This is a genomic window from Maribacter sp. HS, assembly GCF_048059195.1.
In the GTDB taxonomy this organism is placed as follows: domain Bacteria; phylum Bacteroidota; class Bacteroidia; order Flavobacteriales; family Flavobacteriaceae; genus Maribacter; species Maribacter dokdonensis.
On the sequence record NZ_JAYLVV010000010.1, the window covers coordinates 126,160 to 153,134 of the forward strand.

20 protein-coding genes are annotated in these 26,975 nt (G+C 38.4%); 11 read left to right on the top strand and 9 right to left on the bottom strand.

The features are described from left to right. The first annotated feature begins 35 nt into the window (after window positions 1–35). From htpG to VBZ51_RS18200, 4 genes are all read left to right on the top strand, one after another. Window positions 36–1,925 carry a molecular chaperone HtpG gene (gene htpG, locus VBZ51_RS18185; protein ID WP_074669736.1) on the top strand — a complete coding sequence of 630 codons (1,890 nt, stop codon included), beginning with the start codon at window positions 36–38 and terminating at the stop codon, window positions 1,923–1,925. A 230-nt stretch (window positions 1,926–2,155) separates the two neighbouring features. Further along, window positions 2,156–2,791, top strand: a complete 636-nt coding sequence (locus tag VBZ51_RS18190; RefSeq protein ID WP_321828038.1) for an MOSC domain-containing protein — start codon at window positions 2,156–2,158, stop codon at window positions 2,789–2,791. An 18-nt stretch (window positions 2,792–2,809) separates the two neighbouring features. Continuing rightward, on the top strand, window positions 2,810–4,603 hold the full coding sequence (locus VBZ51_RS18195) for a DUF885 domain-containing protein (protein ID WP_416577861.1): 1,794 nt from the start codon (window positions 2,810–2,812) through the stop codon (window positions 4,601–4,603). Window positions 4,604–4,615: 12 nt separating this feature from the next. After that, window positions 4,616–4,975, top strand: coding sequence for a MauE/DoxX family redox-associated membrane protein (locus tag VBZ51_RS18200; RefSeq protein WP_416577862.1), 360 nt, complete (start codon window positions 4,616–4,618; stop codon window positions 4,973–4,975). Window positions 4,976–5,026: 51 nt separating this feature from the next. Here the strand turns inward: VBZ51_RS18200 and VBZ51_RS18205 are convergent, their stop codons facing one another. After that, on the bottom strand, window positions 5,027–5,611 hold the full coding sequence (locus VBZ51_RS18205; protein ID WP_058105678.1) for a hypothetical protein: 585 nt from the start codon (window positions 5,609–5,611) through the stop codon (window positions 5,027–5,029). Between the two features lie 214 nt (window positions 5,612–5,825). On the opposite strand from VBZ51_RS18205, the gene VBZ51_RS18210 reads away from it, so the two are divergent. Both VBZ51_RS18210 and VBZ51_RS18215 read left to right on the top strand, forming a co-directional pair. Next, window positions 5,826–6,698: an AraC family transcriptional regulator gene (locus VBZ51_RS18210; RefSeq protein WP_058105794.1), complete on the top strand. Its 873-nt coding sequence runs from the start codon at window positions 5,826–5,828 to the stop codon at window positions 6,696–6,698. A gap of 163 nt (window positions 6,699–6,861) precedes the next feature. After that, complete coding sequence (locus VBZ51_RS18215) at window positions 6,862–7,140, top strand: TIGR03643 family protein (RefSeq protein ID WP_305521494.1); 279 nt, start codon at window positions 6,862–6,864, stop codon at window positions 7,138–7,140. Here the strand turns inward: VBZ51_RS18215 and VBZ51_RS18220 are convergent, their stop codons facing one another. Further along, complete coding sequence (locus VBZ51_RS18220; RefSeq protein WP_416577863.1) at window positions 7,141–7,914, bottom strand: S1/P1 nuclease; 774 nt, start codon at window positions 7,912–7,914, stop codon at window positions 7,141–7,143. It abuts the gene before it with no gap. Window positions 7,915–8,002: 88 nt separating this feature from the next. Between VBZ51_RS18220 and VBZ51_RS18225 the strand changes: the two genes are divergently transcribed. The 5 genes from VBZ51_RS18225 (at window position 8,003) to VBZ51_RS18245 (ending at window position 15,473) form a co-directional block, all read left to right on the top strand. Further along, window positions 8,003–10,264 (top strand): transglycosylase domain-containing protein, encoded by a 2,262-nt coding sequence (locus tag VBZ51_RS18225; protein WP_416577864.1) that lies wholly within the window; start codon window positions 8,003–8,005, stop codon window positions 10,262–10,264. A 117-nt stretch (window positions 10,265–10,381) separates the two neighbouring features. Next, window positions 10,382–12,580: a DUF5916 domain-containing protein gene (locus VBZ51_RS18230; protein ID WP_416577865.1), complete on the top strand. Its 2,199-nt coding sequence runs from the start codon at window positions 10,382–10,384 to the stop codon at window positions 12,578–12,580. A 1-nt stretch (window position 12,581) separates the two neighbouring features. After that, complete coding sequence (locus VBZ51_RS18235; protein WP_416577866.1) at window positions 12,582–13,385, top strand: Cof-type HAD-IIB family hydrolase; 804 nt, start codon at window positions 12,582–12,584, stop codon at window positions 13,383–13,385. Between the two features lie 34 nt (window positions 13,386–13,419). Continuing rightward, a complete protein-coding gene (locus VBZ51_RS18240; protein ID WP_416577867.1) occupies window positions 13,420–14,694 on the top strand; it encodes a DUF819 domain-containing protein in 1,275 nt (424 codons plus the stop codon). Between the two features lie 83 nt (window positions 14,695–14,777). Further along, complete coding sequence (locus VBZ51_RS18245) at window positions 14,778–15,473, top strand: DUF4369 domain-containing protein (RefSeq protein WP_416577868.1); 696 nt, start codon at window positions 14,778–14,780, stop codon at window positions 15,471–15,473. 77 nt (window positions 15,474–15,550) lie between these two features. On the opposite strand, the gene VBZ51_RS18250 is transcribed toward VBZ51_RS18245, so the two are convergent. The 7 genes from VBZ51_RS18250 to VBZ51_RS18280 form a co-directional block, all read right to left on the bottom strand. Then, the gene (locus VBZ51_RS18250) at window positions 15,551–15,820 is read right to left on the bottom strand and encodes a hypothetical protein (RefSeq protein ID WP_058105671.1); all 270 of its coding nucleotides are present in this window, start codon (window positions 15,818–15,820) and stop codon (window positions 15,551–15,553) included. A 57-nt stretch (window positions 15,821–15,877) separates the two neighbouring features. Next, window positions 15,878–16,840: a type I phosphomannose isomerase catalytic subunit gene (locus tag VBZ51_RS18255; RefSeq protein WP_099192598.1), complete on the bottom strand. Its 963-nt coding sequence runs from the start codon at window positions 16,838–16,840 to the stop codon at window positions 15,878–15,880. 74 nt (window positions 16,841–16,914) lie between these two features. After that, window positions 16,915–17,322 carry a 6-pyruvoyl trahydropterin synthase family protein gene (locus VBZ51_RS18260; protein ID WP_416577875.1) on the bottom strand — a complete coding sequence of 136 codons (408 nt, stop codon included), beginning with the start codon at window positions 17,320–17,322 and terminating at the stop codon, window positions 16,915–16,917. Next, on the bottom strand, window positions 17,322–17,852 hold the full coding sequence (idi, locus tag VBZ51_RS18265; RefSeq protein ID WP_416577869.1) for an isopentenyl-diphosphate Delta-isomerase: 531 nt from the start codon (window positions 17,850–17,852) through the stop codon (window positions 17,322–17,324). Before idi ends, VBZ51_RS18260 begins: the two co-directional genes overlap by 1 nt. A 56-nt stretch (window positions 17,853–17,908) precedes the next feature. Then, window positions 17,909–18,862, bottom strand: a complete 954-nt coding sequence (locus VBZ51_RS18270; RefSeq protein ID WP_416577870.1) for a type IX secretion system membrane protein PorP/SprF — start codon at window positions 18,860–18,862, stop codon at window positions 17,909–17,911. Between the two features lie 5 nt (window positions 18,863–18,867). Further along, window positions 18,868–20,838 (bottom strand): gliding motility-associated C-terminal domain-containing protein, encoded by a 1,971-nt coding sequence (locus VBZ51_RS18275; protein WP_416577871.1) that lies wholly within the window; start codon window positions 20,836–20,838, stop codon window positions 18,868–18,870. Between the two features lie 83 nt (window positions 20,839–20,921). Beyond that, on the bottom strand, window positions 20,922–26,954 hold the full coding sequence (locus VBZ51_RS18280) for a hypothetical protein (protein ID WP_416577872.1): 6,033 nt from the start codon (window positions 26,952–26,954) through the stop codon (window positions 20,922–20,924). Window positions 26,955–26,975: the final 21 nt, after the last annotated feature.

Here is a 26,975-nt window from a genome sequence, read left to right on the forward strand (position 1 = left end):
TGGTCACGATGAATGTGGCATAAAACATATAAAAAATGGCAACAGGTAAAATTAATGTGTCGGTAGACAACATTTTTCCACTGATCAAGAAATTCTTGTACAGTGATCATGAAATTTTTCTAAGAGAACTCGTTTCTAACGCAACAGATGCAACTTTAAAATTAAAGCATTTAACCTCTATTGGAGAAGCCAAAGTAGAGTATGGTAACCCCATCATCGAAATTAAGGCGGACAAAGAAGGTAAAAAACTTCATATCATTGACCAAGGTCTTGGTATGACAGAAGATGAGGTTAAAAAATACATTAACGAAGTAGCATTTTCAGGCGCAGAGGAGTTTTTGAACAAGTATGAAGATACTGCAAAAGATTCTGGAATTATTGGTCATTTTGGTCTAGGATTCTATTCTGCATTTATGGTAGCACATAAAGTAGAGATCATTACAAAAAGTTACAAAGACGAACCTGCGGTACATTGGTCATGTGACGGTTCTCCGGAGTTTGTAATGGAACCGGCAGAAAAAGAAACCCGTGGAACAGAAATAATTCTTCATATCGCAGAAGACTCAACCGAGTTTCTTGAAGACAGCAAGATCAGCGGTTTGTTAAGCAAGTATAACAAGTTTATGCCTATTCCAATTAAATTTGGAATGAAAACGGAAACTTTACCGAAACCGGAAGATGCAAAAGAAGATGAGCCAGCTCCTACCCAAGAAGTAGATAATATCATTAACAACCCTAACCCAGCTTGGACAAAACAACCGGCTGATTTAGAAGCAAAAGATTACCAAGAATTCTACAGAGAATTGTACCCAATGCAATTTGAGGAGCCATTATTCAACATTCATTTAAATGTTGACTATCCTTTTAACTTAACGGGTATTCTGTATTTCCCTAAATTAACAAATGATCTTAATGTACAGAAAGACAAAATTCAGTTATACCAAAATCAAGTTTTCGTAACAGATAACGTTGAAGGTATTGTTCCTGAATTCTTGACTATGTTACGTGGAGTTATAGACTCTCCAGATATTCCGTTAAACGTTTCTCGTTCTTATTTACAGGCTGATGGTGCCGTTAAGAAAATATCTTCTTACATCACCAGAAAAGTTGCCGATAAACTAAACTCTTTGTTCAAAAACAACAGAGAAGATTTTGAAGCTAAATGGAACGATATCAAAATCGTTATTGAATACGGAATGTTGTCCGAAGATAAGTTCTTTGACAAAGCAGATAAATTTGCACTTTACCCAACCGTAGACGGTTCATACTTTACATATGATGAGCTATTGGAAAAAATTAAAGATGCACAGACAGATAAAGATGGTAAAACCATAATTCTGTATGCTTCCGATAAAGAAGCGCAACACAGCTATATTGAAACAGCAAAAGCTAAAGGTTATGAAGTATTGCTATTAGACTCACCAATTATTGGTCACCTAATGCAAAAACTTGAAGGTTCTAAAGAGAACATATCTTTTGCTCGTGTAGATGCAGACCATATAGATAAGTTGATCCAAAAAGAGGAAACTCAAATCTCTAAACTTTCAGATGAAGAAAAAGAGACTTTGAAAAAAGAATTGGAAGAAGCTATTACAGATAAAAGCTTCACCGTTCAATTGGAAGCAATGGATAGTGACGCTTCTCCGTTCACCATTACAGAACCTGAGTTTATGCGCCGTATGAAAGAAATGCAGCAGACCGGCGGTGGCGGTGGTATGTTCGGTATGGGAGCTATGCCAGATATGTATAACCTTATCGTCAATACCAATCACCCATTGGTCAGCGAGTTTTTAAATACAAAAACAGCGAAGAAAAAAGAGAGATTGATCAACCAATCACTTGACTTGGCAAAGTTGTCCAAAGGCTTACTTAAAGGTAAGGCATTAACAGAGTTTATTAAACGTAGTTATGAGATGGTGAAGTAAGTTCCTTTTCCTATAATTTTCATAAGAGCCACTACAAAAAATGTAGTGGCTTTTTTATTTTTAAACTCAATACTAGATCGAACTACCATTTTAAGAATTCCTCAATAATTACAAGGAAAATTACCGTTTTTAAATTCACAGAACCTGTTTTTAACCAATTTAATAACTGTTTGGTCAACTTTAAGTAAACCTATTACCATATTTATTGGTGCTTTTTTTATCTTCACCGCATGAAGGTGATTTCTACAAATTTAGGAGACCCGGTTACTTTTGAATGGAACGGTGCCAATGAGCAAACCGGCATCTTTAAATACCCAACATCTACATCGTTATTTTTAACTGAAAATGATGTTAAGAACGATACGGTTATTGACCGTGTACATCATGGCGGTTCCAATAAAGCGTGCTACCTTTTTTCTGCCGATTACTATGATTATTGGAAAAGCCGCTACCCGGATTTGAAATGGGACTGGGGCATGTTCGGTGAAAACCTAACCGTAGACGGCTTAGATGAATCTAAAGTACGTGTTGGAGATATTTACAAAATTGGCGAGGCTATTGTACAAATTACCCAACCACGTGAACCTTGTTATAAACTAGGAGTTAGATTTGGATCACAAAAAATACTTAAAGAATTTATTGACCATAACCACCCTGGCACTTACGTTAAAATCTTAAAGGAAGGTAGCGTAACAAAAGGTGATGAGATAATTTTAGTTGAGCAATCTAAAAACACTTTAACCATTCAGCAATTTTATGAACTAATGTTCTCAAAAGTTAAATCAAGAGATTTACTTGAACTGTTCATGAACAACGAATCTGTACCACAGTACAAGAAAGATAGGTTCAAAAAGTACTTATCTTAATTTTTAATACCCATCTTAATGAAAAACATAATAATTGCATTTGCCTTAATAACTGGGCTTTATACCCAAGCCCAACTAAAAACTAATGGAGAGGTTTCTACAAATCCTACCGTTCATAATGTTGGCTTCATAACTTTATTGGCTCATTATTATGACGACGGATTAAAACTGAATCCGCTGAACGCCACTTTTCAAGGTGATAATAGATATAATGACACCCTACCTAATTTTCTTTCTGATTCGTTTAAGAAGGAATTGGTAAACTATTACCAAACGTATTTAGAAAGAGCTGAAAAATTTGAAGACGCAAAACTTTCTGAAAGTGAGCAAATGTCCAAAGCAATTCTTAAATGGGAGTGTGAGGTTAACTTAGAAGGTCTTGCTTTTGAAAATTATACGCCTATTGATCAGATGTGGTCAATGAATCTTATGATGGGGCAATTAGCAGGTGGTACAAGTGCACAGCCATTTAAAACAACCGACGACTACGTAAACTGGAGCAAGCGTTTAGAAGATTATGTGGTATGGCTTCAATCTGCAAAAACTAAAATGCAAGAGGGTATAAAGGCTAAAAATGTTCTGCCAAAATCACTTATCAAAAAAGTTTTACCGCAGTTAGCCAGTGTTGCAGATGCCAAGTTAGAAAACAATTTGTTCTATTCTCCAATTAAGAACTTTCCAGCTGACTTTAGCGAATCAGATCAATTAAGGTTGACGGATACCTATACGAAAATCATTAACAACAAAATTATTCCTGCCTACAAAGAATTGCATGATTTTATGGCAACCGAATATCTAAATGCCGGCAGAGAAACCAGTGGTATACAAGGTATACCCAATGGAGATGCTTTTTATGCGCACCAAATTAAATTATACACTACCACTAATTTAACGGCAGATGAAATTCATGAAATTGGGTTAAAAGAGGTTGCCAGAATTAGTGCAGAAATGGAAAACGTTAAAAAACAAGTTGGCTTTAAAGGGGATCTAAAAGCATTTTTTAATGAAGTTCGCGCTAAAAAAGAGTTAATGCCATTTACAGACCCCCAACAGGTTATTGATAATTTTAACGACATTCATAAAAAAATGATGCCCAAGGTAAATGCCTTGTTCAGCAAACAACCGAAAACTCCGTTCGAGGTTAGACGAACAGAGGCTTTCAGAGAAGCATCGGCCAGCGCAGAATACAATCCCGGGTCTTTAGATGGTACAAGACCAGGTATTTTCTATGTTCCCATACCAGATGTTACTTCTTACAATACGTATTCTGATGAAGATTTGTTTTTACATGAAGCTATACCAGGTCACCACTTTCAAATTTCATTGACACAAGAAAATGAAAGTTTACCACAGTTTAGAAAGACTCTTTGGTATAGTGCCTATGGTGAAGGTTGGGCATTATATACAGAATCATTAGGTAAAGAATTAGGACTTTACACGGACCCTTACCAATATTTTGGGATGCTCGGTGCAGAAATGCATCGTGCCGTTCGATTGGTGGTAGATACCGGTCTACACTCTAAAGGGTGGTCTAGGGAAAAAGCAATTCAATATTCTTTGGATAACGAGGCTGAATCCGAAGCTAGTATTACCGCAGAGATTGAAAGATATATGGCAAACCCTGGTCAAGCCTTGTCCTATAAAATAGGGCAGCTTAAAATTTTAGAACTTAGGGCAAAAGCTGAAGCCAACCTTGGTAAAGATTTTGACATCAAAGTTTTTCATGAAAAAGTTCTTGAAGTTGGCTGTGTTCCATTAGCACTTCTAGATAAAAAAATAATGAACTGGATTTCAGCTAATACAAAAGCATAACTTTATTCACTTATGGCATATCCTTGGCATTTATATGTAATGGGCGCAATTTATATTATTGCAGGTACCTTACATTTTATAAAACCCAAGGTATATCTGAGAATAATGCCCAGGTACCTTCCGTTTCATAAAGCTTTAGTCTTATTAAGTGGTATTGCTGAAATTATTTTAGGTGTAGGGTTGTTTTTCAAAGAAACAAAAGAACTTGCTATTTATGGTATAATAGCGATGTTAGCAGTATTTTTATTGGTTCACTTTTATATGTTGTCTAGTGAAAAGGCTAGTGCCGGTTTTCCTAAATGGGCACTTTTATTGCGACTACCAATACAATTTGCCCTTATGTACTGGGCATTTACGTACTTAAAAGTATAGAAAACAAAAAAGGGGACGCTCCCGTCCCCTTCTTAATCAACTTAAATCAACTTAATTAACAACAAACTCTTCAGTATATGTTTTACCAGCTGACTTCACTGTTACAGTGTAAGTACCTGGGAAAGCATCTGCGAAATTGAAAGCTTTTTCAACGATCATTTCGTCCGCTACTTCTTGTGTAAATACTGTTCTACTTTCTGTATCGTATATCTTTATAGATAATTTAGACTTGTCTAAGTTTAAATAGTTCATGAAGATCATGTTATCGGTCTTTCTAAAGAAAGGCTTGATATCTTCATCAGATTCTACGATTTTCACATCATTGTTATCTAAAACAATAGTATATGAATATTTTGTCATATTATCATCGGCAGATAGGAAGTATACACCATCTGTCAAATCTTTTAAATTTAATTTCTTGCTAAAATGACCCTGTGTCATTTTCTCTGAATAAATAACATTTAAATCAGAATCCATTAACTTAACCTGTACACCGTTAGAAGATGCATCCATCGTTAAAACCACACTCTTGGCTTTTCCTGCAGATAATAGGTTTAACTTTGGCTCTCTTGCCATGCCTGCTACTGTAGCGAACATAAAGGCAACAACTGTTGTGAATTTTACTAGGTTTTTCATAATAAATTATTTTACGGGTTCATTATAATTTACACTACAAACATACAGCCGTTATAAAGCTCTTACTACATCATATTTTCCCAATTTATGTTCTATTTTAACCTACTTACATACTCATTATTACCCCTATGTTAAGATTACACATATTTTAGTTAATTTTGCAAAGAACATCTAAAACTTGATGTTTAATTTTATAGTACAAACACGTATTACCATGGTAAAACATAAACCTACATTTGAAGCCATTAAACCAGATTTTGGTCATTCATTTACTTACCAAAAGTTTGATGAGAACAGAATTAACCGAAATAACCTGTGGCATTACCACCCAGAACTAGAACTGGTATATGTTAATGGTGGCTCAGGAAAGAGACAAATAGGTAGTCACGTATCTTATTATACAAATGGTGACCTTATATTAATAGGTAGTAATTTACCACATTGCGGGTTTACCGATGCACTTACCGGTAACACCAGTGAAACCGTTGTGCAAATGAAAACCGATTTTCTTGGAACAGATTTCTTTAAGATTCCTGAAATGAAGAAAATTGAAAAGCTTTTTAACAGCGCCAGTGGCGGTATTGCTTTCTCTGGAAAAACCAAAAGAAAGATTGGTGATAAAATGGAAGTGTTAGAATATCAGACGGATTTTCAGCGCTTACTTTCCATACTTAATATATTGAACGACTTGGGCAACTCTGACGATATGCGTTTGTTGAACGCAGAAGGATTCTCTTTTGCTACAGATGTAAAGGATAATGACAGGATAAATATCGTTTTTAATTTTGTCAAGAATAACTTTAGGGAAGAAATTACCTTAGAGCAAATTTCATCTATGGTCAGTATGACCATACCCTCTTTCTGTAGATACTTTAAAAAGATCACCAATAAGACCTTTGTACAATTTGTAAATGAATACCGTTTGGTACACGCTTCTAAACTTTTGGCGGAAAAACCATTAAGTATTACTGAAGTTTGTTTTGAATGTGGTTTCAACAACTTTTCTCATTTTAATAAATCGTTCAAGGCATTTACAGGGCAAAACCCCTCAGAATATAGAAATGAATTAAAGAATGTTTTGGTGTAAGTTTTATACCTTATATATAGTATCAAAATTTTACAGCTTCCGGATGGTGTTTTCATACACTATCCGGATTTGTTTTTTTATCCTATTGTTTACTTTTTTTGAGCTACAACAAAATTTGAACAAGTTTCTACTTTATCATTTCATGTAGTACCTTTATCACGCTATGAATAAAGAATTTACAGAAAGAGAATTAGACCGTATTATTGAAATGGCTTGGGAAGACCGTACTCCTTTTGAAGCCATAACTTTTCAATTTGGTATTAGCGAACAAGAAACCATAGAAGTTATGCGTCGCGAAATGAAACCAAGCAGTTTTAGAATGTGGCGTAAACGTGTTCAAGGTCGTGCTACAAAACACGCCAAACTTCGTACAGTTGATACGGATAGATTTCGATGTTCTAGACAACGAAACATCTCTGGCAATAAAATATCTAAGCGCTAATTATTTAAAAGCTTCATTTAAAACCGCCGCTAGCCTAACGCCTCCTTTTTGCAATTGATCTTCTACGGTGTGCCACCAGTCATAACTATAACGGTAACTTAATTTTTCACCAACCTCTACTGAGGCATATACTTTCTCTGCCAATAAGTGAGATTCTTCAACCCAATCTAACAAAGATCCTTTTTGCAAAAACTTAATTTGTTGCTTGGACATTTTAGGATATTCCACAGCAAGCTCTGTAAAGCTCATTCCATTTTCGTCTATCAAATTGGAATCCCAAACCCTATGCAAATTGGTACCATTGCCAAACCATTGCAATTGTATATCATTACCTCCTTTATCCTCTGCCCTACCCACATGCATAGGTTGATGCAGATCACCAATAAGATGAACCAAAAACTTAAGATAAAATGCCTTGTCTTCCTTACTACTATTCTTGTCCTTAATGATTTCCAAACAGGTTTTCACCCCTTGTACCAAATCACCATATTCGTTCTTTTCTATTTCATCATAAGTTTTCCCAAAAGGAATGTTTACATAATGCCATGCGCTAAATTTACGATAGGCACGATCAGATTTTATTTCATCTGCAAAATTAGCAACAGCAGCCAAACTTTCACCTTCCAATAAATCATTGATCGCTCTCTTTGCTTTTTTAGTCAAATGCTGCTCTGCAACTTCACCTACTGCCCTATGCCCAGTTTTTGACCAATACATATCATTTGCAAATGTAACATTGGCTGCTAGTACCAATAAAAAAAAGATATACTTCATCGTCTAAATTTTGCCCAAAAATAGTACATCAGAATTTAAGGTATTGTTAAAACTTGGTAAGATTAAATTTATATCAGAACTTGCATAAATGATGAAGAAGAAACGTAGCAGCACTAATAGAAAAAAAGGATTACTTAAAATTATAGGCTTAGGTATTCTCTGTCTTTTTGCATTGTTTATGCTTTTTATCGGTAGTATAAATATTGGGTTATGGGGAAAAATCCCTTCAAAAAAGGAGCTTTCCAATTTTCAATATCAAATGGCATCAGAAGTATTTACCGCAGATAGTGTATTGATCGGTAAATATTATTTATATGATAGGCAACCGGTGGCGTACGAGGATTTTCCTGAGCATTTAATTCATGCCTTAGTCGCCATTGAAGACGAACGTTTTTATGAGCACACCGGTATAGATATAAGAAGTTTAATACGCGTAGGTTTTAAAACTATACTTTTAGGAGATAATTCATCTGGCGGGGGCAGCACGTTAACCCAACAATTAGCGAAAAACCTGTACCCAAGAAAAGAAAGAAATAAAACAAATATAGTTGTCAATAAGGTCAAGGAAATGATCATTGCCAAACGATTGGAGAAAACTTACTCTAAAAAAGAAATACTGACCAATTACCTTAATACCGTTTCATTTGGTGATAATACATTTGGCATAGAAAGCGCTGCCCTTAAATTCTTTAATACCAGAACCAAGGATATTTCCGCTCCACAAGCTGCCACTTTGGTAGGAATGTTAAAAGCTACGTATGGCTACAACCCTAGAATTTTTCCAGAAAAGAGTTTGGGCAGACGTAATTTGGTATTACGTGCCATGTACAACAATGATTTTATCACGGAAGAACTGGTTACAAAATTTTCTCAAGAAGACCTTGATCTAGATTATAGGGAATTTGATTACAACGCTGGCATTGCCCCCTACTTTAGGGAAGAAGTTCGTAGAAAAATGTTGCGTTGGATCGCTGAACAGAATGAAAGTGGAACAGATTATAATATCTATACCTCTGGACTCAAAATTTACACTACACTTAATTACAAGATGCAACAATTAGCTGAAGATGTAATGGTAGAACATATGTCTAAGCTTCAAAATAGTTTTGAAAAAAGCTACGGTACCAATGCACCATGGTTAAAGGATAAAAAGTTGATGGAAAAAATTGCCAGGCGAACTTCTACCTATAAAAGATTACAAAAATCCGGATTAACTCATAAGCAGATTATTGATAGTCTATCTAAAGACAAGCAAAAGAGAATTTTTAAATCTTGGCAAGGTGACGAAGAACAAATGGCAAGTACTATGGATAGTATTCAACACTATACCAAACTCCTAAATACCGGTTCACTTGCGGTAGACCCCACAAATGGTGACATCTTGGTATGGGTTGGTGGTATTAATTTTGAGCAATATAAGTATGATCATATTTCTCAAAGTAAACGCCAGGTAGGGTCTACTTTTAAACCCATTGTGTATACCACTGCAGTAGATCAAGGCATTTCACCCTGTACCTATTTCTCTGCCGAAGAAATAGCATATGATAATTTAAAAGGCTGGTCTCCTTCCAATTCTGGTGATAAGGATGAAGCTTACCTCAACTACTCTATGGAAGAAGGGCTTAGTAATTCTGTTAATACTATTGCCGTAAAAGTCCTGGAAAAGGCAGGAATTGACAACGTTCTTCTCATGGCAAAAAATATGGGTATTAATAATGAACTGCCTAAAGAAGCTTCTATTGCGCTTGGAACAGGAGAAATAAAAATCATTGATTTAGCACAGGCCTATACCAGCTATGCCAATAACGGAAAACACATTGAGCCAAACCTGATCAAAAGTATTTCTAATCATAGAGACTCGGTTTTAGTTGAATTTAATTCTGAATTAAACGAAAAGTCAGCATTTTCAAAAGAAACCGGACAGATAATGATAGAAATGATGAAATCTACCGTTAATTCTGGAACTGCAGCAAGACTTAGAAGCACCTATGGACTCAAAAATGATATTGCCGGTAAAACCGGGACAACACAGAATAATAAAGATGCTTGGTTTGTTGCCCTTACCCCTAAACTTGTTCATGTTACTTGGGTAGGCCTAGATCAACACGAAATTGGTTTTAGCAATACAAGCATTGGACAAGGTGCCAATGCCGCCCTACCCTTGTTTGGACTTTGGATGAAAGAATTGAATAAGGACAAGCAATTTAATACATATACAAAACCGACCTTTCCAAAACCGACTGTTACGGTACAAGAAGCTTTAAATTGCGACCCAATAAAGCGCGATGGTTTTTTTAAACGTCTATTTAAGAACCCCAATAAAAAGAAGAGTAAAAAGTTTAAAGGTTAAAATCATTCAGGTATTAAAATTCGGTTTTAGTTACATTTTTTGTGTTTTTATTACAGTTGTACAACTTATTTAACAAACAAAAACTTAAATTTGGTTGACTACCAAACTTTTACCAAAATGACCAAATACCTAAGTACTTTAGTGCTTATACTTTTTTGCATACTTTTAAATGCCCAAACCAACAACAAATCATTTGTTGTAAAAAAAATAACCGCCAACATAACTCCCGATGGTATTCTTGATGAACCCGTATGGATAGAGGCAGACAAAGCGGATAAATTTTGGCAATACTTCCCAACAGATTCTGTACAATCTAAAAAGCAATCAGAAATTAAAATGCTTTATGACGACAAGAATCTTTACGTTGGAATTACCATTTACACAGCTGGCCAAGATTATTCAATACAATCGCTAAAACGAGATTTTAGAGCTGGCAACAGTGATAACATTACCTTGCTCTTTGATACTTTCAATGATGGAAACAATGCTTTTCTATTCGGTATAAACCCTTACGGTGTAAGACGAGAAGGTCTAGTTTCAGGTGGCGGACTAAACCTTAACGGATTTACTATTTCATGGGATGTGAAATGGAGGGGAGATTCTAAAATATATGAAGATTACTACACTTCTGAAATGGTAATACCCTTAACTGCCTTCAAGTTTAAAGAAGGGGAAACAAAATGGCGTTTTAATAGTTATAGATTTGATACACAATCTAACGAGAATAGTACTTGGACCAATATTCCCCAAAATCAGAATATTTACGGTCTCACCTTTATGGGGGATATGATTTTTGAACAACCATTGGGTAAATTCCGTACGCCACTTGCTGTTATTCCATATATAAATATGGGGTCACAAAAGGACTTTGAATTGGATGAAGCCAATACAAAACTTAATGTAGGTGGAGATGCCAAAATTGCCATTGGCAATAGTATGAATTTAGATGTTACGGTAAATCCCGATTTTTCTCAAGTAGAGGTAGACGACCAGATTACGAACCTCACCAGATTTGAAGTTTCCCTGCCCGAAAAAAGACAGTTCTTTATTGACAACAGTGACCTTTTTGGCAGCTTTGGTGGTGGTAGAGATGCAAATCCGTTCTTCTCAAGACGTATAGGTATAGCCAAAGATACTGCAGACAATACGATAGAAAATAAAATAATTGGCGGTGTACGTTTAAGCGGCAAGATCAATAAAGGGCTTAGATTGGGTTTTCTAAATCTACAGACCGCTGAAGATATTGAAGAAAATATAGCTTCGAACAACAACACCATGTTGGCGCTTCAGCAAAATATTTTTGGACGTTCCAATATTGGAATGTTCTTTATCAATAGACAAACGTTTAAGGACTATGATTTTCAAGATGATGAAGATCGCTATAATAGGGTTGCCGGTATTGATTATAACTTAATATCGGATAACAATATATGGAATGGTAAATTCTATCTACATAAATCATTTGCACATGATGCAGGCAAGGCAAATCTTTCGTCAGGAGCATTTATGCAATACAATTCTAGAAACTGGAATTTTTTTGAGGACTTAGTTTATATAGGTGAAGATTTTAGGTCCGATCTTGGTTTTATTCGTAGAACAGATATTTTTAAGACAGCCACAATGTTTGAGCGTGTCTTTTGGCCGGAAAACAGTGCTTTACAGAGTCACAGCTTTCAATTTTTCCCAGTGTTGACCTGGAGTCCAGAAAATGATTTTTTACATACAGACTATGACCTTATGGGGGCTTGGGAATCTAAATTTAATGACCAATCAGAAATAAATGTATCATACACCCATTCCTACACCTATTTATTCGAAGATTTTGACCCTACCAACTTAGATGATGCCATACCACTACCCGGCATGCTTGGCTATCATTATAATTTTGTTTCATTGGAATTCCAATCTGACAGCAGAAAAAGATTTGCTTATAGCATTCAACCTACGTTAGGAAGCTTTTTTAACGGAGATAGATTTTCTTTGGGAGCTGAAATGTTTTTAAGATTTCAACCCAAAGTTTTTTTGTCATTGGCCATGAACTATGATAAAATATCGTTACCGGAACCCTATTCAAGTACAAATATTTGGCTAATTAGTCCTAAAATAGATGTTACCTTTAGCAAGTCTATATTTTGGTCTACGCTGGTACAATATAGTAACCAAAGAGATAATTTAGGTTTTAACTCTAGATTGCAATGGCGTTTTGCTCCATTGTCAGATTTATTTATAGTGTATAATGACAATTATTTTGTCAATTCGTTTGAACCCAAATATCGTTCTATCAACTTAAAACTTACCTACTGGTTAAATATTTAAAATGAAATTCAAAATCCTTTGCTCAGATTTAGATGGTACAATGCTATCTTCTAAAAGTGACGTTTCTAAATATCTTATTGAACAGATCAATAAAATTAAATATGAAACCAACATAATTCTAGTGTCCGCAAGAATGCCCAGTGCTATGTATTACATTCAAGAAGATTTAGGTATTAAAGAACAGCCTATAATATGTTATAATGGTGCTTTGGTTCTATCTGGCAGTACTGAAATCACATCTGTATTCATACCTATTTCCGTTTTAAACCAAATTTATTTGTTGTGTAAAGGGCTTAATGCAGACTTAGGACTATATTATAAAAATGAATGGTACGTTCCAAGAACATCGGTACGTGTAGAAAAAGAAATTAAATACACTAAATCTACCCCTACTTTTCAAGATACCGATACTACTTTAAGCGACTGGAATGAACGAAAAATAGGTGCTCACAAAATTATGCTTATGTGTACCAAAGAAAGTGCAGATAAATTAATGCCCATTCTTAATGAAAAATTGGGTGCATTACTGAATCTTTACCGTTCTAACGATACTTTAATTGAGATTGCCCCAAAAGAAGTTTCAAAACTATCTGCTATACAGCTGCTATTAAAAGACCATGAAACATTGCAAGATGTAATCGCATTTGGCGATAATTATAATGATATAGATATGCTTTCAAATGTAGGTTGCGGTGTTGCCGTTGCCAATGCAAGAGAAGAAGTAAAAGCTATTTCAACTTATATAACTTTAGAAAACACCCAAGATGGTGTAGCGCATTACATTGCAGAAAACTTAGTGAATTAACTATATTTGAAATTAGCAACTTACCTATATGTATATGCCACACTTAATTGCCCAGCCCATTATAACAAATGACACTGTAGTTTTTGGACTTTTAGCACTATGCTTAGGTTTCATCTTTTACACCTCAAATAAAAAAACGGGCTTCTGGAGCAAGTTCTATTCCATAGTACCGGCTGTTCTTATGTGCTATTTATTACCTGCAATACTGACAAGTACCGGCATAGTTTCCGATGAAATTTCCAATTTATACTTTATGGCAAGTAGATATCTTTTACCGGCTGCCTTGGTACTTATGACCTTAAGTATAGATATTAAAGCTATTAGCAACTTAGGCTCTAAAGCAATTATTATGTTCTTGACCGGTAGCGCAGGTATTATTATCGGTGGCCCCATTGCTATTCTTATTATATCTATCTTTTCACCCGATACAGTAGGTGGTAACGATTTTGATGCTATTTGGAGGGGACTATCTACAATTGCCGGTAGTTGGATTGGTGGTGGTGCCAACCAAGCTGCCATGCTTGAAATTTTTCAATATAACCCTGAAAAATATGGTGGTATGGTATTAATTGATATTGTGGTAGCCAATGTATGGATGGCCATTGTATTATTGGGAGTTGGTAAAACCAAAAGAATTGATTCATGGTTAAAGGCAGATACTTCTGCTATTGAAACCTTAAAAATAAAGGTGACCGAGTTTACGGAGAAAATTACCCGTGTACCTACCTTGAACGATTATATGATTATGCTTGCCTTGGCATTTACAGCAGTAGGTATCGCTCATTTTTTTGGTGATTACATGAGCACATATTTAACCAGTAGTTTTGATGTTGTAAGCGACCAAAAGAGTTTTTTATCTTTCTTAGGTTCTAGTTTTTTCTGGATGGTGGTAATCGCTACTGGTTTAGGTATAGCACTTTCTTTCACCAAAGCTAAAAATTATGAAGGGGCGGGCGCCAGTAAAATTGGTGGAATGTTCATTTATATTTTGGTTGCCACCATTGGTATGAAAATGGACCTTGGCAAAGTTCTTGAAAATCCAGGATTGATCGCCGTTGGTTTTATTTGGATCAGCATTCACGCAGGATTAATGATATTTGTGGCTAAATTGATAAAAGCTCCGTATTTCTTTCTAGCGGTAGGTAGCCAGGCGAATGTTGGTGGCGCTGCTTCTGCTCCTGTTGTAGCTGCTGAATTTCACCCTTCATTGACCTCGGTGGGAGTACTATTGGCCGTTTTAGGCTACGTTGTAGGTACAGGTGGCGCATTGTTATGTGCATATTTGATGGAAGTGGCCTCAAGCTTATAAACAGACCTTAGTTACTAACAAATTAAAAAGTTGGCGTTCTTAATTATCAAATTTTATAGATATTTGCGCCCTAAATCAGAAGAATGAAGAAAATATTATTCGTAATTACTGCACTATTGGCGTTGAGCTCTTGTGGTGATGACACAAAAGAAACCCTAATTGTAAACGGTAAAATAAAAGGTTTAAAAAAAGGTACGCTTTACCTGCAACATGTACCAGATTCAGTTTTAATTACTGTAGATTCGGTTACCATTAACGGAGATGGAAATTTCTCTTTCAAAACCAAATTATCCAGTCCTGAAATATTTTATCTGTATTTAGATAAGAAAGATAATAACGATATCAATGACCGTATTACTTTCTTTGCGGAACCAGGTACGATGACCATAAATTCCGATTGGAATACATTTGATACCACAGCTAAAATTACCGGCTCTGAAACTCAAAAAAGACTTGAAGAATACAGAGAGACCATGTCTGGCATTAATAAGAGAAATATTGAAATTATGATGAATGCCGCGCAAGCAAAGGGTGACGTAAGTGCTGTGAGTATTGATTCCCTAGAAAATATCAGCAATAGAAATTTACAACGCGGCTATGCTTTTGCCATCAATTTTGCTCTTAACAACAAATCATCCTTTATTGCGCCTTATGTTGCACTTAAGGAAATACCAGATGCCAACAAAAAATATTTAGATTCTATATATAGTGTGCTATCACCAGAGGTGGCAGCATCTAAATATGGTAAAGAGCTAGCTGCACTACTTGGAAAGAATTAATGCACTTACCAAATTGGTATAACTAAAAAAGCATCCTAATGATTAGGATGCTTTTTTATTTCTAAAGGAATTTTGAATTAAGCCAACTTGTTTAGGTCCTCTACCAATTTAGTTGCTTTTGTTTCCAAATCACTTCTTACTTCTTTGAAATGTGCTTTTTTGTTCTCAACATCATTCTTATTGACTTTAGCCACCAATTCATCAAATGTTGCTATTGCCTCATCAATAATGGCAGTACCCTCTTTTGAATGCGTAGTACCGTTGGTTGCCTCTACTATATAAACACCTTCTATAATGTCACCAAGAACATTATTAATATCTTTCTTTAAATTTTTAATACTTGCCATCTCTAATTATTTTTTACAAAAGTACAATTTTTGGTTTGCCGTATTGTTAATTACAGCTTAAATAGTAACCTCTAACAATTTAGCTCCTGTAGATTGTAATGAAATTTTCTGTGTAGATGCTGGTAATAGTGCCGTTTCGCCACTCTTAATAGCTACTTCACCTTCTGCAGTACTGATCTTAGCTTCACCGCCAACACACATAAAAATGGTAAACGAATCTCTATTTACCGTATCTAATTCCAAATTTTCAGTAAGCTCAATAAAGTTCGTTTTAAAATATGGGCAATCTACCATGGTATTTACTTCATTCTTTTCCTGGCTATAAGAAACTTTAAAATCGTCTTTCTTTTCATAGTCTACAGCATCTAATGCCAAGTCTGTATGTAACTCCCTAAGGTTTCCATCTTTGTCTTTTCTATTGAAATCAAAAACACGATAGGTAACATCTGAAGTTTGCTGAATCTCTGCCAACATTACCCCTGCCCCTATAGCATGAATTTTTCCGGTATTGATAAAGAATGTATCCCCTTCTTTAACTTGCTCATAATTAAGAAGATCAAGTAGGGTATCATTAGCAACACTTTCAGCATATTCTTCTTTGGTAACATCTTTATTGAAACCAACTATAAGCTCTGCCTTAGGATCTGCATCCATGATATACCACATCTCTGTCTTTCCAAAAGAGTTATGACGTTCTTTTGCCAAGGCATCATTTGGGTGCAATTGAATAGATAGGTCTTGTTTTGCATCAATGAATTTTATTAATATGGGAAATTCCTTTCCAAAACGCTCAACGACGCTTTTCCCTAACAACTCCTCGCCATTGGAATCTATTAATTCTTGAAGCGACTTACCTTCTAAGCTTCCATTGGCAACCACTGAAATATCTCCTGGCACGGTAGATAATTCCCAGCTTTCACCAGTAATATCACTCTCTATTGGTTTTCCAAACACTTCTTTCAATTTGGTGCCTCCCCATAGTCTTTCTTTTAAAATAGGCTTAAATTTTAATGGATGTATCATTGATTGTTTTTTTGTTGGTCTACTAAATTAAACTAATAACGAAAAATAAAGTTTTTTCTTACATTTTAAATTTATCCGGAAAATGTAACATAGTTTCTTGGTGTTTCATAAAGAACCACTTCAAGTTCATGACTTTTTTGAATATGCGAACGCAATCTTTTCCAAATAACTACTGCAATATTCTCAGCCGTAGGATTTAAGCTTTTAAACTCTTCTACCTCAACATTAAGGTTTTTGTGATCTAAATAATCTTCAATCTCTACTTTGATCAAATCTTTTAACACCTTCATATCCATTACAAAACCTGTTTCTGGATCTATTTCACCTGTTACGCTCACAACCATTTCATAGTTGTGACCATGAAAATTAGGGTTATTACATTTACCGAAAATTTCAGTGTTTTTACCATCATCCCAGTCTTTCCTATATAATCTATGGGCAGCATTAAAATGTGCTTTTCTACTTACCTTAACCTTCATCATTTCGCCGGTGTATTAAATAAATGTTCGTAAAACTTATCGAATATAATCTTAAACCACGCTGTATATTCGTTGGGATTCTTAGAAATATCCTCTTTTACAGCTTCCGGTGACATCCATTTCCAAGCTTCTACTTCATCAGGATTTATGTTAGGTTCTGAATTAAAACTACCCAACATAACATGATCATATTCATGTTCCGTTAATCCATTATCAAAAGGAGCTTTATATATAAAGGAAAATAACTCTTTCAATTCAGCCTGAAATCCCATTTCTTCCTGCAACCTTCTTTTGCCGGCTTCAATATTAGATTCACCAACGCGCTGATGGCTACAACATGTATTGGTCCAAAGTAAAGGAGAATGATATTTTGATGCCGCTCTTTGTTGCAACATGATATCTCCATTGTCATTTACAATAAATACTGAAAATGCCCTATGCAACACCGCCTTTTCATGGGCTTCCATTTTTGGCATGGTACCAATTTGTTCGTTATCTTGATTTACGAGAATTACCTGTTCTTCCTTCATAACGTAAAAATAAGGCGTTTAACTTATTTTACGTAATGATGTATAAAAAGAAAATACTAGAAGAAACGAGGAGATTTTAAATTGTTCTTGGTGGTTATGAAATCATATCTGAAAATAACTTCAAAAGATCCATCGTTAAAAGCTGTATTACCAAGTTCCGTTGTTTCTTTATCGTATGCTATACCAATTAAAAATTTGTTTGATACATTAAACCCAGCCATACCACTAAAGGCGGCATCCCATCTATAGGCCGCTCCTAAAATAAACTTATCGTTCAACATGAAGTTCGCCGATAAATCTACTTGTAAAGGTGCTCCTCTTACCACTTTGGTAAGTAGTGCTGGCTTAAATTTTAAAAATTCGTTTAAATCCCAAACATAACCGGTAATCAAATAAAGGTTCATTTGTTCTTTTGCCGTAGATAAATTTGATCCTTGAAAGTGTGTGGTCTCTAGAAACCTTGGTACGGACAAACCCGCATAGAATTTATTCGTATGGTAGTATACTCCCGCTCCAATATTTGGTGAAAGCCTATTATCTATATCTTGCTGTAAAGTAGGATCTGTAGTATATTGATTTAATTCTGAAAACCTAATATCCAACAAGTTAGCACTTGCTTTTAAACCAAAACTTAATCTACCCTCGGTAGAAGTCCATACGGTGTATGAAAAATCGATATCAAAATTAGTTTCTGACGTAGGTCCTATTTCATCATTAACAATAGATAGTCCTAAGCCTACACCTCTATATCCAATTGGGGAATGTGCATTAAAAGTCTGTGTAGTTGGTGCACCATCTAAGCCCACCCATTGGGATCTATGTAAAGCACCTATACTTATATGCCCTCTAGAGCCGGCGTATGCAGGATTCACACTAATGGTATTATACATATACTGTGTGTACTGCGCGTCTTGCTGGCCATAACAAAATACCCCAAGACCAAGCATCACTATGGTGAAAACCCGTTTTATTAGTTGCACTTTATTATTGTATATAAAATCTTTAAGCATTATTCTTATCTATTTATATATATGTAACCAGACAATGTTTCGGTTTCTCCATTAGGCAGTTCATAATCCAGTATATAGAAATATGTACCTACCGGTAATTTACGATCAACATCTACTGTTACCCTTCCTTCAGAAGTACCATCAAAGACATTACCTTCTGTATTATATGCCTTGGTCATATAAACCGATACTCCCCATCTGTTATAGATTTTCAAGGTGTTATTAGGATAATTTTCCAATCCGTTTATTCTTAAAACATCATGAATACCATCACCGTTAGGTGTAATAACGTTGAAAACTTCAATTTCTTCTTCTAATTGACCTAAATCTGAATCCAAATAATTTGGTATACCATCACCGTCCGTATCATCATCTGCATAATCCCCGTTTAGATTTAAATCTTCATCACGAGTCTCAATACCATCATCGTCATCATCCGTATCCCTATAATCTGATTCTTCATCACTATCGGTATTAGGAAGTTGTGCATACGGGTCATCAATTTCATCGTTGACATCTGTATCTACAGAAATTGCTCCTTCATAACCATCATCTAAACCGTCATTATCCTTATCAGATCCAATTGCTACAACATCTGGAATACCGTCATGGTCATAGTCATGACCTTCTATGGCATCCGGCACATTATCATTGTCACTATCCTCATCTAAATAATCCGGCAAGTTATCTCCATCTGTATCTACTGGGAATATTCCAGTTAAACCATTAGCTTCATAGGCATCATCTAAACCATTGGTATTCGCATCGATCCCTGATGGCGGAATGTATTCAGCAGTTGCCTGAGCTTCAACATTATCGGGTATACCATCACCATCTGCATCGATATCTAAATAATCTGGGAATCCGTCTCCGTCCGTATCGGTCGGATTGGTAGATGGATCGTTATCACCATCTAAATTTAAATCTTCAAAGCTATTAACAATACCATCATCATCACTATCCATATCTACACCTAATGGATTTATCATAATTGTAATGGTTGATGTACTACAGTTACCAACAGTATCACAAACCGTATAGTCAAAAGCATCTGTACCTAAGTAATTATTGTTAGGAAAATACGTAGGAATATCATCTGATGGGTCATTTGGCGTACCATTATCATCAACGGTAACAGAACCATTGGTTGGTTGTGTAACACTGAACGAACCATCTGTTGGCAAATCATTATCGTTCAATTGCCATGTATCTATGGCGGTAATTGCATTTATATCAATTGCAATGGAATCATCGTTGGTATCTAAAACCGGTAAAACTTCAATGGTTACTGTAGCTGTGCTACAATCTCCATAAGCATTACAAATGGTATAGTCAAAACTATCTGTACCATTAAAATCTGTATCTGGAGTGTAAGTTACAATATCATCTAAAGGATTATTGGGAGTACCACCATCATCAATGGTTACCGAACCATTAGCAGGATCGGTCGCTGTTAAAGCACCAACATCGGGTAAATCGGCATCATTACCATAAATATCTATAACTACAGGTACTTCTTCATCAGTGGTTACAAAATCGTCTTCTAAGTCTGCTGCTTGTGGTAAACAAACCACAGTAAAATTAGGGAGGTTGAACGTATTGCCCGCCTTGGTTACCATCGCCGTATATTTTACAACAGCATCGGTTGCAATTACCATTGGCCTTAATTGGTCTCCCGTAATAGCCGGACTCCAATTTACCGTAGCTCCGGTAGATACATTGTTGGTAATATCCATGGTTACTTCATTCTCAGGATTATTACAATCCGTTACAATAAAATATCCCGTTGCATTAGAACCACATAAAGTACCATCGTATGTTGCAAAGTAAATACCAGGTTGGGTTACTTCGTAAAAAGAATCTGTACCCAAAACTGTTGCAGTATCCGAGGCTTCGTACCAACGAAAGTTATTTTGATCACTATCTGTTGGAGCCTGCAATAAAAACTGCGCGTTTGAGACAAAAATCCCCAGCATTGTAAAAACAATGCTTAGGATTATAGTTCTATATGTATAATTTTTTTTCAAATCGATTTGGGATCTTTGTTTCAATTAGCTAATTATTGAGCTACAAAAACTACATTGATCAGTGTATTATAATCTGTTGGAGCCGCTATAACATCGTAAGTCATTATACCCGTAGCGTTCACACTAACATTTGCAAATACGGTTGTATCATAATATGTTACATAATAATACAATTCATTATTCGCATAAGTTGGTATTGCTGTTGGGGCACCTGCGCTAACCACTGCCGGTGTACCGTACTGAGCTAAATACTCCGCATGTAAATCAATTGTTCTACCTGTACCTGTTGTTGCCACATCTACCTCAATAGAAGGTGGATAGAAAATATCCGGCCTTGTATTGGCAATTAAATATGGATCAGCCGACGTACCAGTTCCAGTAACACTGATATCTGTATCCGGTGCCGCTTCCACTATGGTTTCTGCTCCGTTTGCCGTTGGCACGGATAGGTTATAATTGATTCCATTTGGAGTAACCGTTACCGAACCATCAGTAGACGTAATAGTTTGAATTTCGTTTGATGCATTTGAATCAGCATCATTTACATTCAAGGTAATAGCGTTACCACCAGAAATTGATATTTGGCCTGCAGCTCCAGTTGTTGCCAATGTTTGATCATCAGTTGCAGGATCACCTGCTGGACCTTGGGGACCTGTTGCGCCATCTTGACCATCCTGACCTGCTGGACCCTGAGGACCTGCCGGACCTTGGGGACCTGTTGCACCATCCTGACCGTCTTGTCCTGCCGGACCTTGTGGTCCTGTTGCGCCATCCTGACCATCCTGACCTGCCGGACCTTGTGGTCCCGTTGCACCATCCTGACCATCCTGACCATCCTGACCTGCTGGACCCTGGGGACCTGCCGGACCTTGTGGTCCAGTCGCACCGGTTGCACCGTCATTTCCGTCTGCTCCCGCTGGACCTGCCGGTCCCTGTGGACCAACTTCTCCTTGAGGACCTTGAGCACCTGTCGCTCCTGTTGCTCCATCGTTTCCATCGGCTCCAGCTGGACCTGCCGGTCCTTGTGGACCAACTTCTCCTTGTGGACCTTGGGGACCTATCGCTCCCGTAGCACCATCATTTCCGTCTGCTCCCGCTGGACCTGCCGGTCCCTGTGGACCAACTTCTCCTTGTGGACCTTGAGCACCTGTCGCTCCTGTTGCTCCATCGTTTCCATCGGCTCCAGCTGGACCTGCCGGTCCCTGTGGACCAACTTCCCCTTGAGGACCCTGAGGACCTGTCGCTCCCGTTGCACCGTCGTTTCCGTCTGCTCCCGCTGGACCTGCCGGTCCTTGTGGACCAACTTCTCCTTGAGGACCTTGCGGACCTGTCGCTCCCGTGGCACCGTCGTTTCCATCTGCTCCAGCTGGACCTGCCGGTCCTTGTGGACCTGTCGCTCCCGTTGCTCCATCGTTTCCATCGGCTCCTGCTGGACCTGCTGGTCCTTGTGGACCAACTTCTCCTTGAGGACCTTGCGGACCTGTCGCTCCCGTGGCACCCGTTGCACCATCATTTCCGTCTGCTCCCGCCGGACCTGCCGGTCCCTGTGGACCAACTTCCCCTTGAGGACCTTGTGGACCTGTTGCTCCCGTTGCTCCATCGTTTCCATCTGCTCCCGCTGGACCTGCCGGTCCCTGTGGACCAACTTCTCCTTGAGGACCTTGCGGACCTGTCGCTCCCGTGGCACCATCGTTTCCGTCAGCGCCATCGGCACCTCTTAAGTCTCCTGTTGTAAATCCTAAGCCGTCATCCGAAGTGAACGTAACCACTCCTGTACTTGCATTATAGTTTCCTCCGGTAAAGCCGTCTCCATCAGCACCATCTGTTCCGTCAGCACCATCAGTACCATCAGCACCGGCTGGACCCGCAGGACCTGTTGCCCCGTCCGCTCCGTCGGTTCCGTCAGCGCCATCGGCACCTCTTAAATCTCCTGTTGCAAAACCAAGTCCGTCATCGGATGTGAACGTAACCACTCCTGTACCCGCATTATAGTTTCCTCCGGTAAAGCCGTCTCCATCAGCACCATCGGCTCCGTCAGCACCTCTTAAATCTCCTGTTGCAAAACCTAATCCGTCATCGGATGTGAACGTAACCACTCCTGTACCTGCATTATAGTTTCCTCCGGTAAAGCCGTCTCCATCTGTTCCATCAGCACCGGCTGTTCCGTCAGCACCTGCTGGACCTGTTGCCCCGTCCGCTCCGTCGGCTCCGTCAGCGCCATCGGCACCTCTTAAATCTCCTGTTGTAAATCCTAATCCGTCATCGGATGTGAACGTAACCACTCCTGTACTTGCATTATAGTTTCCTCCGGTAAATCCGTCTCCGTCTGCTCCATCTGTTCCGTTTGTTCCGTCAGCTCCATCATTTCCAGGAGTTCCTTGAGGACCTGTTAAATCCGACGTGGTGAAAGTTGTTCCGTCATCGTAAGTCAATGTAAAGGTTCCATCTCCATTATCGGTCGTGGATGCTATTCCGTTGCCGTCAGCTCCATCAGCACCTGCAGGACCTGAATCTGGATCTACCCAAGTATATGTTCCTGAACCATCAGTAGAAAGTACTTGACCATTATTTCCTCCTTCTGGTAATTCTATTTCGTTTTCATCGTCGTTATCTCCATCTACATAGTCGACAGTAAAATTACCATTTCCGTCATCGGTAACAGTTATGTCATTTGCTCCTATTACAGTTTCTCTATAATCTGATAAATCTATAGCCGTTGCAGTTGGGTCGTTGGTCAATGTTAGATTATCTCCTGTTAAAGAAAGATCTTGACTGTCCGTTCCTAAATCACTCAAAGGAACATCAAAATCAGTACCTGCTTCGGTAATACGAAGATTAGTACCCACAACTCCAAAAGAAGTTATTAGCTCGTTGGTATCACTAGCATCTCCTGGTGTAGCACTCCCACCTACCGGTTGCCATGCGCCAGAATCGTATACATAAAGTTGACCACTAGCAGTGTCTACATAAGTGGTACCTTCCGCAGGTGAACCTGTTGGACCGCCTGTACCTCTTTGCGTTAATTCGTTTGTGGAGTCGTTATCACCATCTATATAATCAACAGTATAGTTTCCGTTACCATCATCGGTTACCGTTATATCATTGGTTCCAGTTACGGTTTCATTCAAAGATGATAAATCTACTGTTTCGCTCGATCCATCCTCAATACCTATAGTCAAGGTATTTCCAGATAAAATTGAACCACTAATGCTTTGATTATCCGCTAGAGGAGATAAATCGACGGTCTCACTCGATCCATCCTCTATTCCAATTGTCAAAGTATTCCCCGATAAACCTGAACCAGTAATACTTTGATTATCCGCTAATTCAGCAAGACTAACTGTTTGAGAAGTTCCATCCTCAATTCCTACGGTTAACGTTGTACCAGAAAATGCCAAATTTTCAATATTCTGATTATCCGAACTTACTAACGCGGATAAGTCAATATCCGTAGCCGATGGATTGTTCGTTATATTTAAAGTTTGAGTTGAAGGGTCATAGGTTAAATCCTGAATCTCATTGGTATCACTCTTATCGCCATCTACATAATCAACAGTATAGTTACCATTGCCATCATCGGTTACGGTGATATCATTTGTTCCCGTTACAGTTTCCCTATAATCTGATAAATCTATTGCTGTAGCTGTTGGGTCGTTTGTCAATGTTAGATTATCTCCCGTTAATTGTAAATCTTGAATTTCATTGGTATCATTATTTACGAACGGAGTCAAATCTATAACGTTAGAAGCTTCACCATTCACTGTACTAACCAGTTCATTACTTCCATTTAAACTAAGTGAATTACTATTAACTATTGGAACCCCTGCTCCGGTAACACCATTGACCGTTGTCGATAAAGTGTTTCCTGTACTTGTGTTGGATACCGTAGTTGCCGGAATCAAGGTACTTGGGTCTATATATTCCCAATCCGTACCATTCCATTGAATCATTTCTCCGGCATTGTTACCATCGGCAAGATCAGCCGTTCCTACCGAACCATCGGTAATGTTTTCAGTGTTTATGGCATTATCAGCTATTTCGGCATTGGTAATACCGTCTACGGCTACATCCAAGGTAAAAGGACTTACCGTAGTACCAGCTCCTGAACGTACCAAAGTACCATCTGTACCATTCACAACTTCATTTCCTATAACTCCGTCATTTTCGGTTACCGTTACCGAACCTAGGTCTACCAATGTCCAATCGGTACCGTTCCATTGCATTACTTGGCCGTTGGCAGTACCGTTCGCCAATTTTTCCAAGGCTACGGCATCATCCGAAATATCGGATGTCTCCACTGCGCCCGCAGCTATTTTTTCCGTAGTAATGGCATCGTCCGCAACATCCAAGGTCACGTCCTTGAACACAGAATCGTCACCTCCCGTAATATCTATGGTACTGTTCGTTGACGAGATCGTTCCATCGGCTATTGCCGCTTCGTCCACTTCCAATGCGCCTGTCGTTGCATTCTGCGCAAGACCTGCTCCAGCTACGTCTACGTTAATGGTCGCCGCGTTTACCGCATCCGCCGCGATATCAGAAGATTCCACTGCGCCCGCAGCTATTTTATCCGTGGTGATGGCATCGTCCGCAACATCCAAGGTCACGTCCTTGAACACAGAATCGTCACCTCCCGTAATATCTATGGTACTGTTCGTTGACGAGATCGTTCCGTCGGCTATTGCCGCTTCATCGACTTCCAAAGCGCCTGTCGTTGCATTCTGCGCAAGACCTGCTCCTGCTACGTCTGCGTTTATAGTTACTGCATTGACTGCATCCGCCGCGATATCCGAAGATTCCACTGCGCCCGCAGCTATTTTATCCGTGGTGATGGCATCGTCCGCTACATCCAAGGTCACGTCCTTGAACACAGAATCGTCACCTCCCGTAATATCTATGGTACTGTTCGTTGACGAGATCGTTCCGTCGGCTATTGCCGCTTCGTCAACTTCCAAAGCGCCTGTCGTTGCATTCTGCGCAAGACCTGCTCCCGCTACATCTGCGTTAATGGTTGCTGCATCGACAGCATCATCGGCAATTGTTAGACTAACATCGTTCAAAGTTGCGTTCGCACCGCCTACAACATCAAGATCACTTGATGTAATACTACCGTCACCAACGATATCCGTAGGATCTACCGTAACCGTATATTCCGTATTGTTTCCGGTAACCGATGATGTTACATCTATTCCCGTTCCTTCTACAACCGTGGTCGTGGTTTGATTTGCTTGTATTGCCGGAGTTAAATCCAACGCTGAAGACGCTTCTCCGTTTACCGTACTTATCAAATCATTATTAGTATCTAAACCTAGTACGTTACTATTAACTATTGGAACCCCTGCTCCGGTAACACCATTAACCGTAGTCGATAAAGTGTTGCCAGTACTTGTGTTGGATACCGTAGTTGCAGGAATCAAGGTACTTGGGTCTATATATTCCCAATCCGTACCGTTCCATTGAATCATTTCTCCGGCATTGTTACCATCGGCAAGATCAGCCGTTCCTACCGAACCATCGGTAATGTTTTCAGTGTTTATGGCATTATCAGCTATTTCGGCATTGGTAATACCGTCTGCGGCTACATCCAAGGTAAAAGGACTTACCGTAGTACCAGCTCCTGAACGTACCAAAGTACCATCTGTACCATTCACAACTTCATTTCCTATAACTCCGTCATTTTCCGTTACCGTTACCGAACCTAGGTCCACCAATGTCCAATCGGTACCGTTCCATTGCATTACTTGGCCGTTGGCAGTACCGTTCGCCAATTTTTCCAAGGCTACGGCATCATCCGAAATATCGGATGTCTCCACTGCGCCCGCAGCTATTTTTTCCGTAGTAATGGCATCGTCCGCAACATCCAAGGTCACGTCCTTGAACACAGAATCGTCACCTCCCGTAATATCTATGGTACTGTTCGTTGACGAGATCGTTCCGTCGGCTATTGCCGCTTCGTCAACTTCCAATGCGCCTGTCGTTGCATTCTGCGCAAGACCTGCTCCCGCTACATCTGCGTTAATGGTCCCCGCGTTTACCGCATCCGCCGCGATATCCGAAGATTCCACTGCGCCCGCAGCTATTTTATC

What these genes read in the sequence shown, in the direction of transcription:
- VBZ51_RS18220 (WP_416577863.1), bottom strand. Translation starts at nt 7,914, where the DNA reads ATGAAGTATATCTTTTTTTTATTGGTACTAGCAGCCAATGTTACATTT.
- VBZ51_RS18210 (WP_058105794.1), top strand. Translation starts at nt 5,826, where the DNA reads ATGGTAAAACATAAACCTACATTTGAAGCCATTAAACCAGATTTTGGT.
- VBZ51_RS18275 (WP_416577871.1), bottom strand. Translation starts at nt 20,838, where the DNA reads ATGCTGGGGATTTTTGTCTCAAACGCGCAGTTTTTATTGCAGGCTCCA.
- VBZ51_RS18225 (WP_416577864.1), top strand. Translation starts at nt 8,003, where the DNA reads ATGATGAAGAAGAAACGTAGCAGCACTAATAGAAAAAAAGGATTACTT.
- VBZ51_RS18260 (WP_416577875.1), bottom strand. Translation starts at nt 17,322, where the DNA reads ATGAAGGTTAAGGTAAGTAGAAAAGCACATTTTAATGCTGCCCATAGA.
- VBZ51_RS18245 (WP_416577868.1), top strand. Translation starts at nt 14,778, where the DNA reads ATGAAGAAAATATTATTCGTAATTACTGCACTATTGGCGTTGAGCTCT.
- VBZ51_RS18230 (WP_416577865.1), top strand. Translation starts at nt 10,382, where the DNA reads ATGACCAAATACCTAAGTACTTTAGTGCTTATACTTTTTTGCATACTT.
- idi (WP_416577869.1), bottom strand. Translation starts at nt 17,852, where the DNA reads ATGAAGGAAGAACAGGTAATTCTCGTAAATCAAGATAACGAACAAATT.
- VBZ51_RS18270 (WP_416577870.1), bottom strand. Translation starts at nt 18,862, where the DNA reads ATGCTTAAAGATTTTATATACAATAATAAAGTGCAACTAATAAAACGG.
- VBZ51_RS18205 (WP_058105678.1), bottom strand. Translation starts at nt 5,611, where the DNA reads ATGAAAAACCTAGTAAAATTCACAACAGTTGTTGCCTTTATGTTCGCT.
- VBZ51_RS18195 (WP_416577861.1), top strand. Translation starts at nt 2,810, where the DNA reads ATGAAAAACATAATAATTGCATTTGCCTTAATAACTGGGCTTTATACC.
- VBZ51_RS18235 (WP_416577866.1), top strand. Translation starts at nt 12,582, where the DNA reads ATGAAATTCAAAATCCTTTGCTCAGATTTAGATGGTACAATGCTATCT.
- VBZ51_RS18240 (WP_416577867.1), top strand. Translation starts at nt 13,420, where the DNA reads ATGCCACACTTAATTGCCCAGCCCATTATAACAAATGACACTGTAGTT.
- htpG (WP_074669736.1), top strand. Translation starts at nt 36, where the DNA reads ATGGCAACAGGTAAAATTAATGTGTCGGTAGACAACATTTTTCCACTG.
- VBZ51_RS18190 (WP_321828038.1), top strand. Translation starts at nt 2,156, where the DNA reads ATGAAGGTGATTTCTACAAATTTAGGAGACCCGGTTACTTTTGAATGG.
- VBZ51_RS18215 (WP_305521494.1), top strand. Translation starts at nt 6,862, where the DNA reads ATGAATAAAGAATTTACAGAAAGAGAATTAGACCGTATTATTGAAATG.
- VBZ51_RS18250 (WP_058105671.1), bottom strand. Translation starts at nt 15,820, where the DNA reads ATGGCAAGTATTAAAAATTTAAAGAAAGATATTAATAATGTTCTTGGT.
- VBZ51_RS18200 (WP_416577862.1), top strand. Translation starts at nt 4,616, where the DNA reads ATGGCATATCCTTGGCATTTATATGTAATGGGCGCAATTTATATTATT.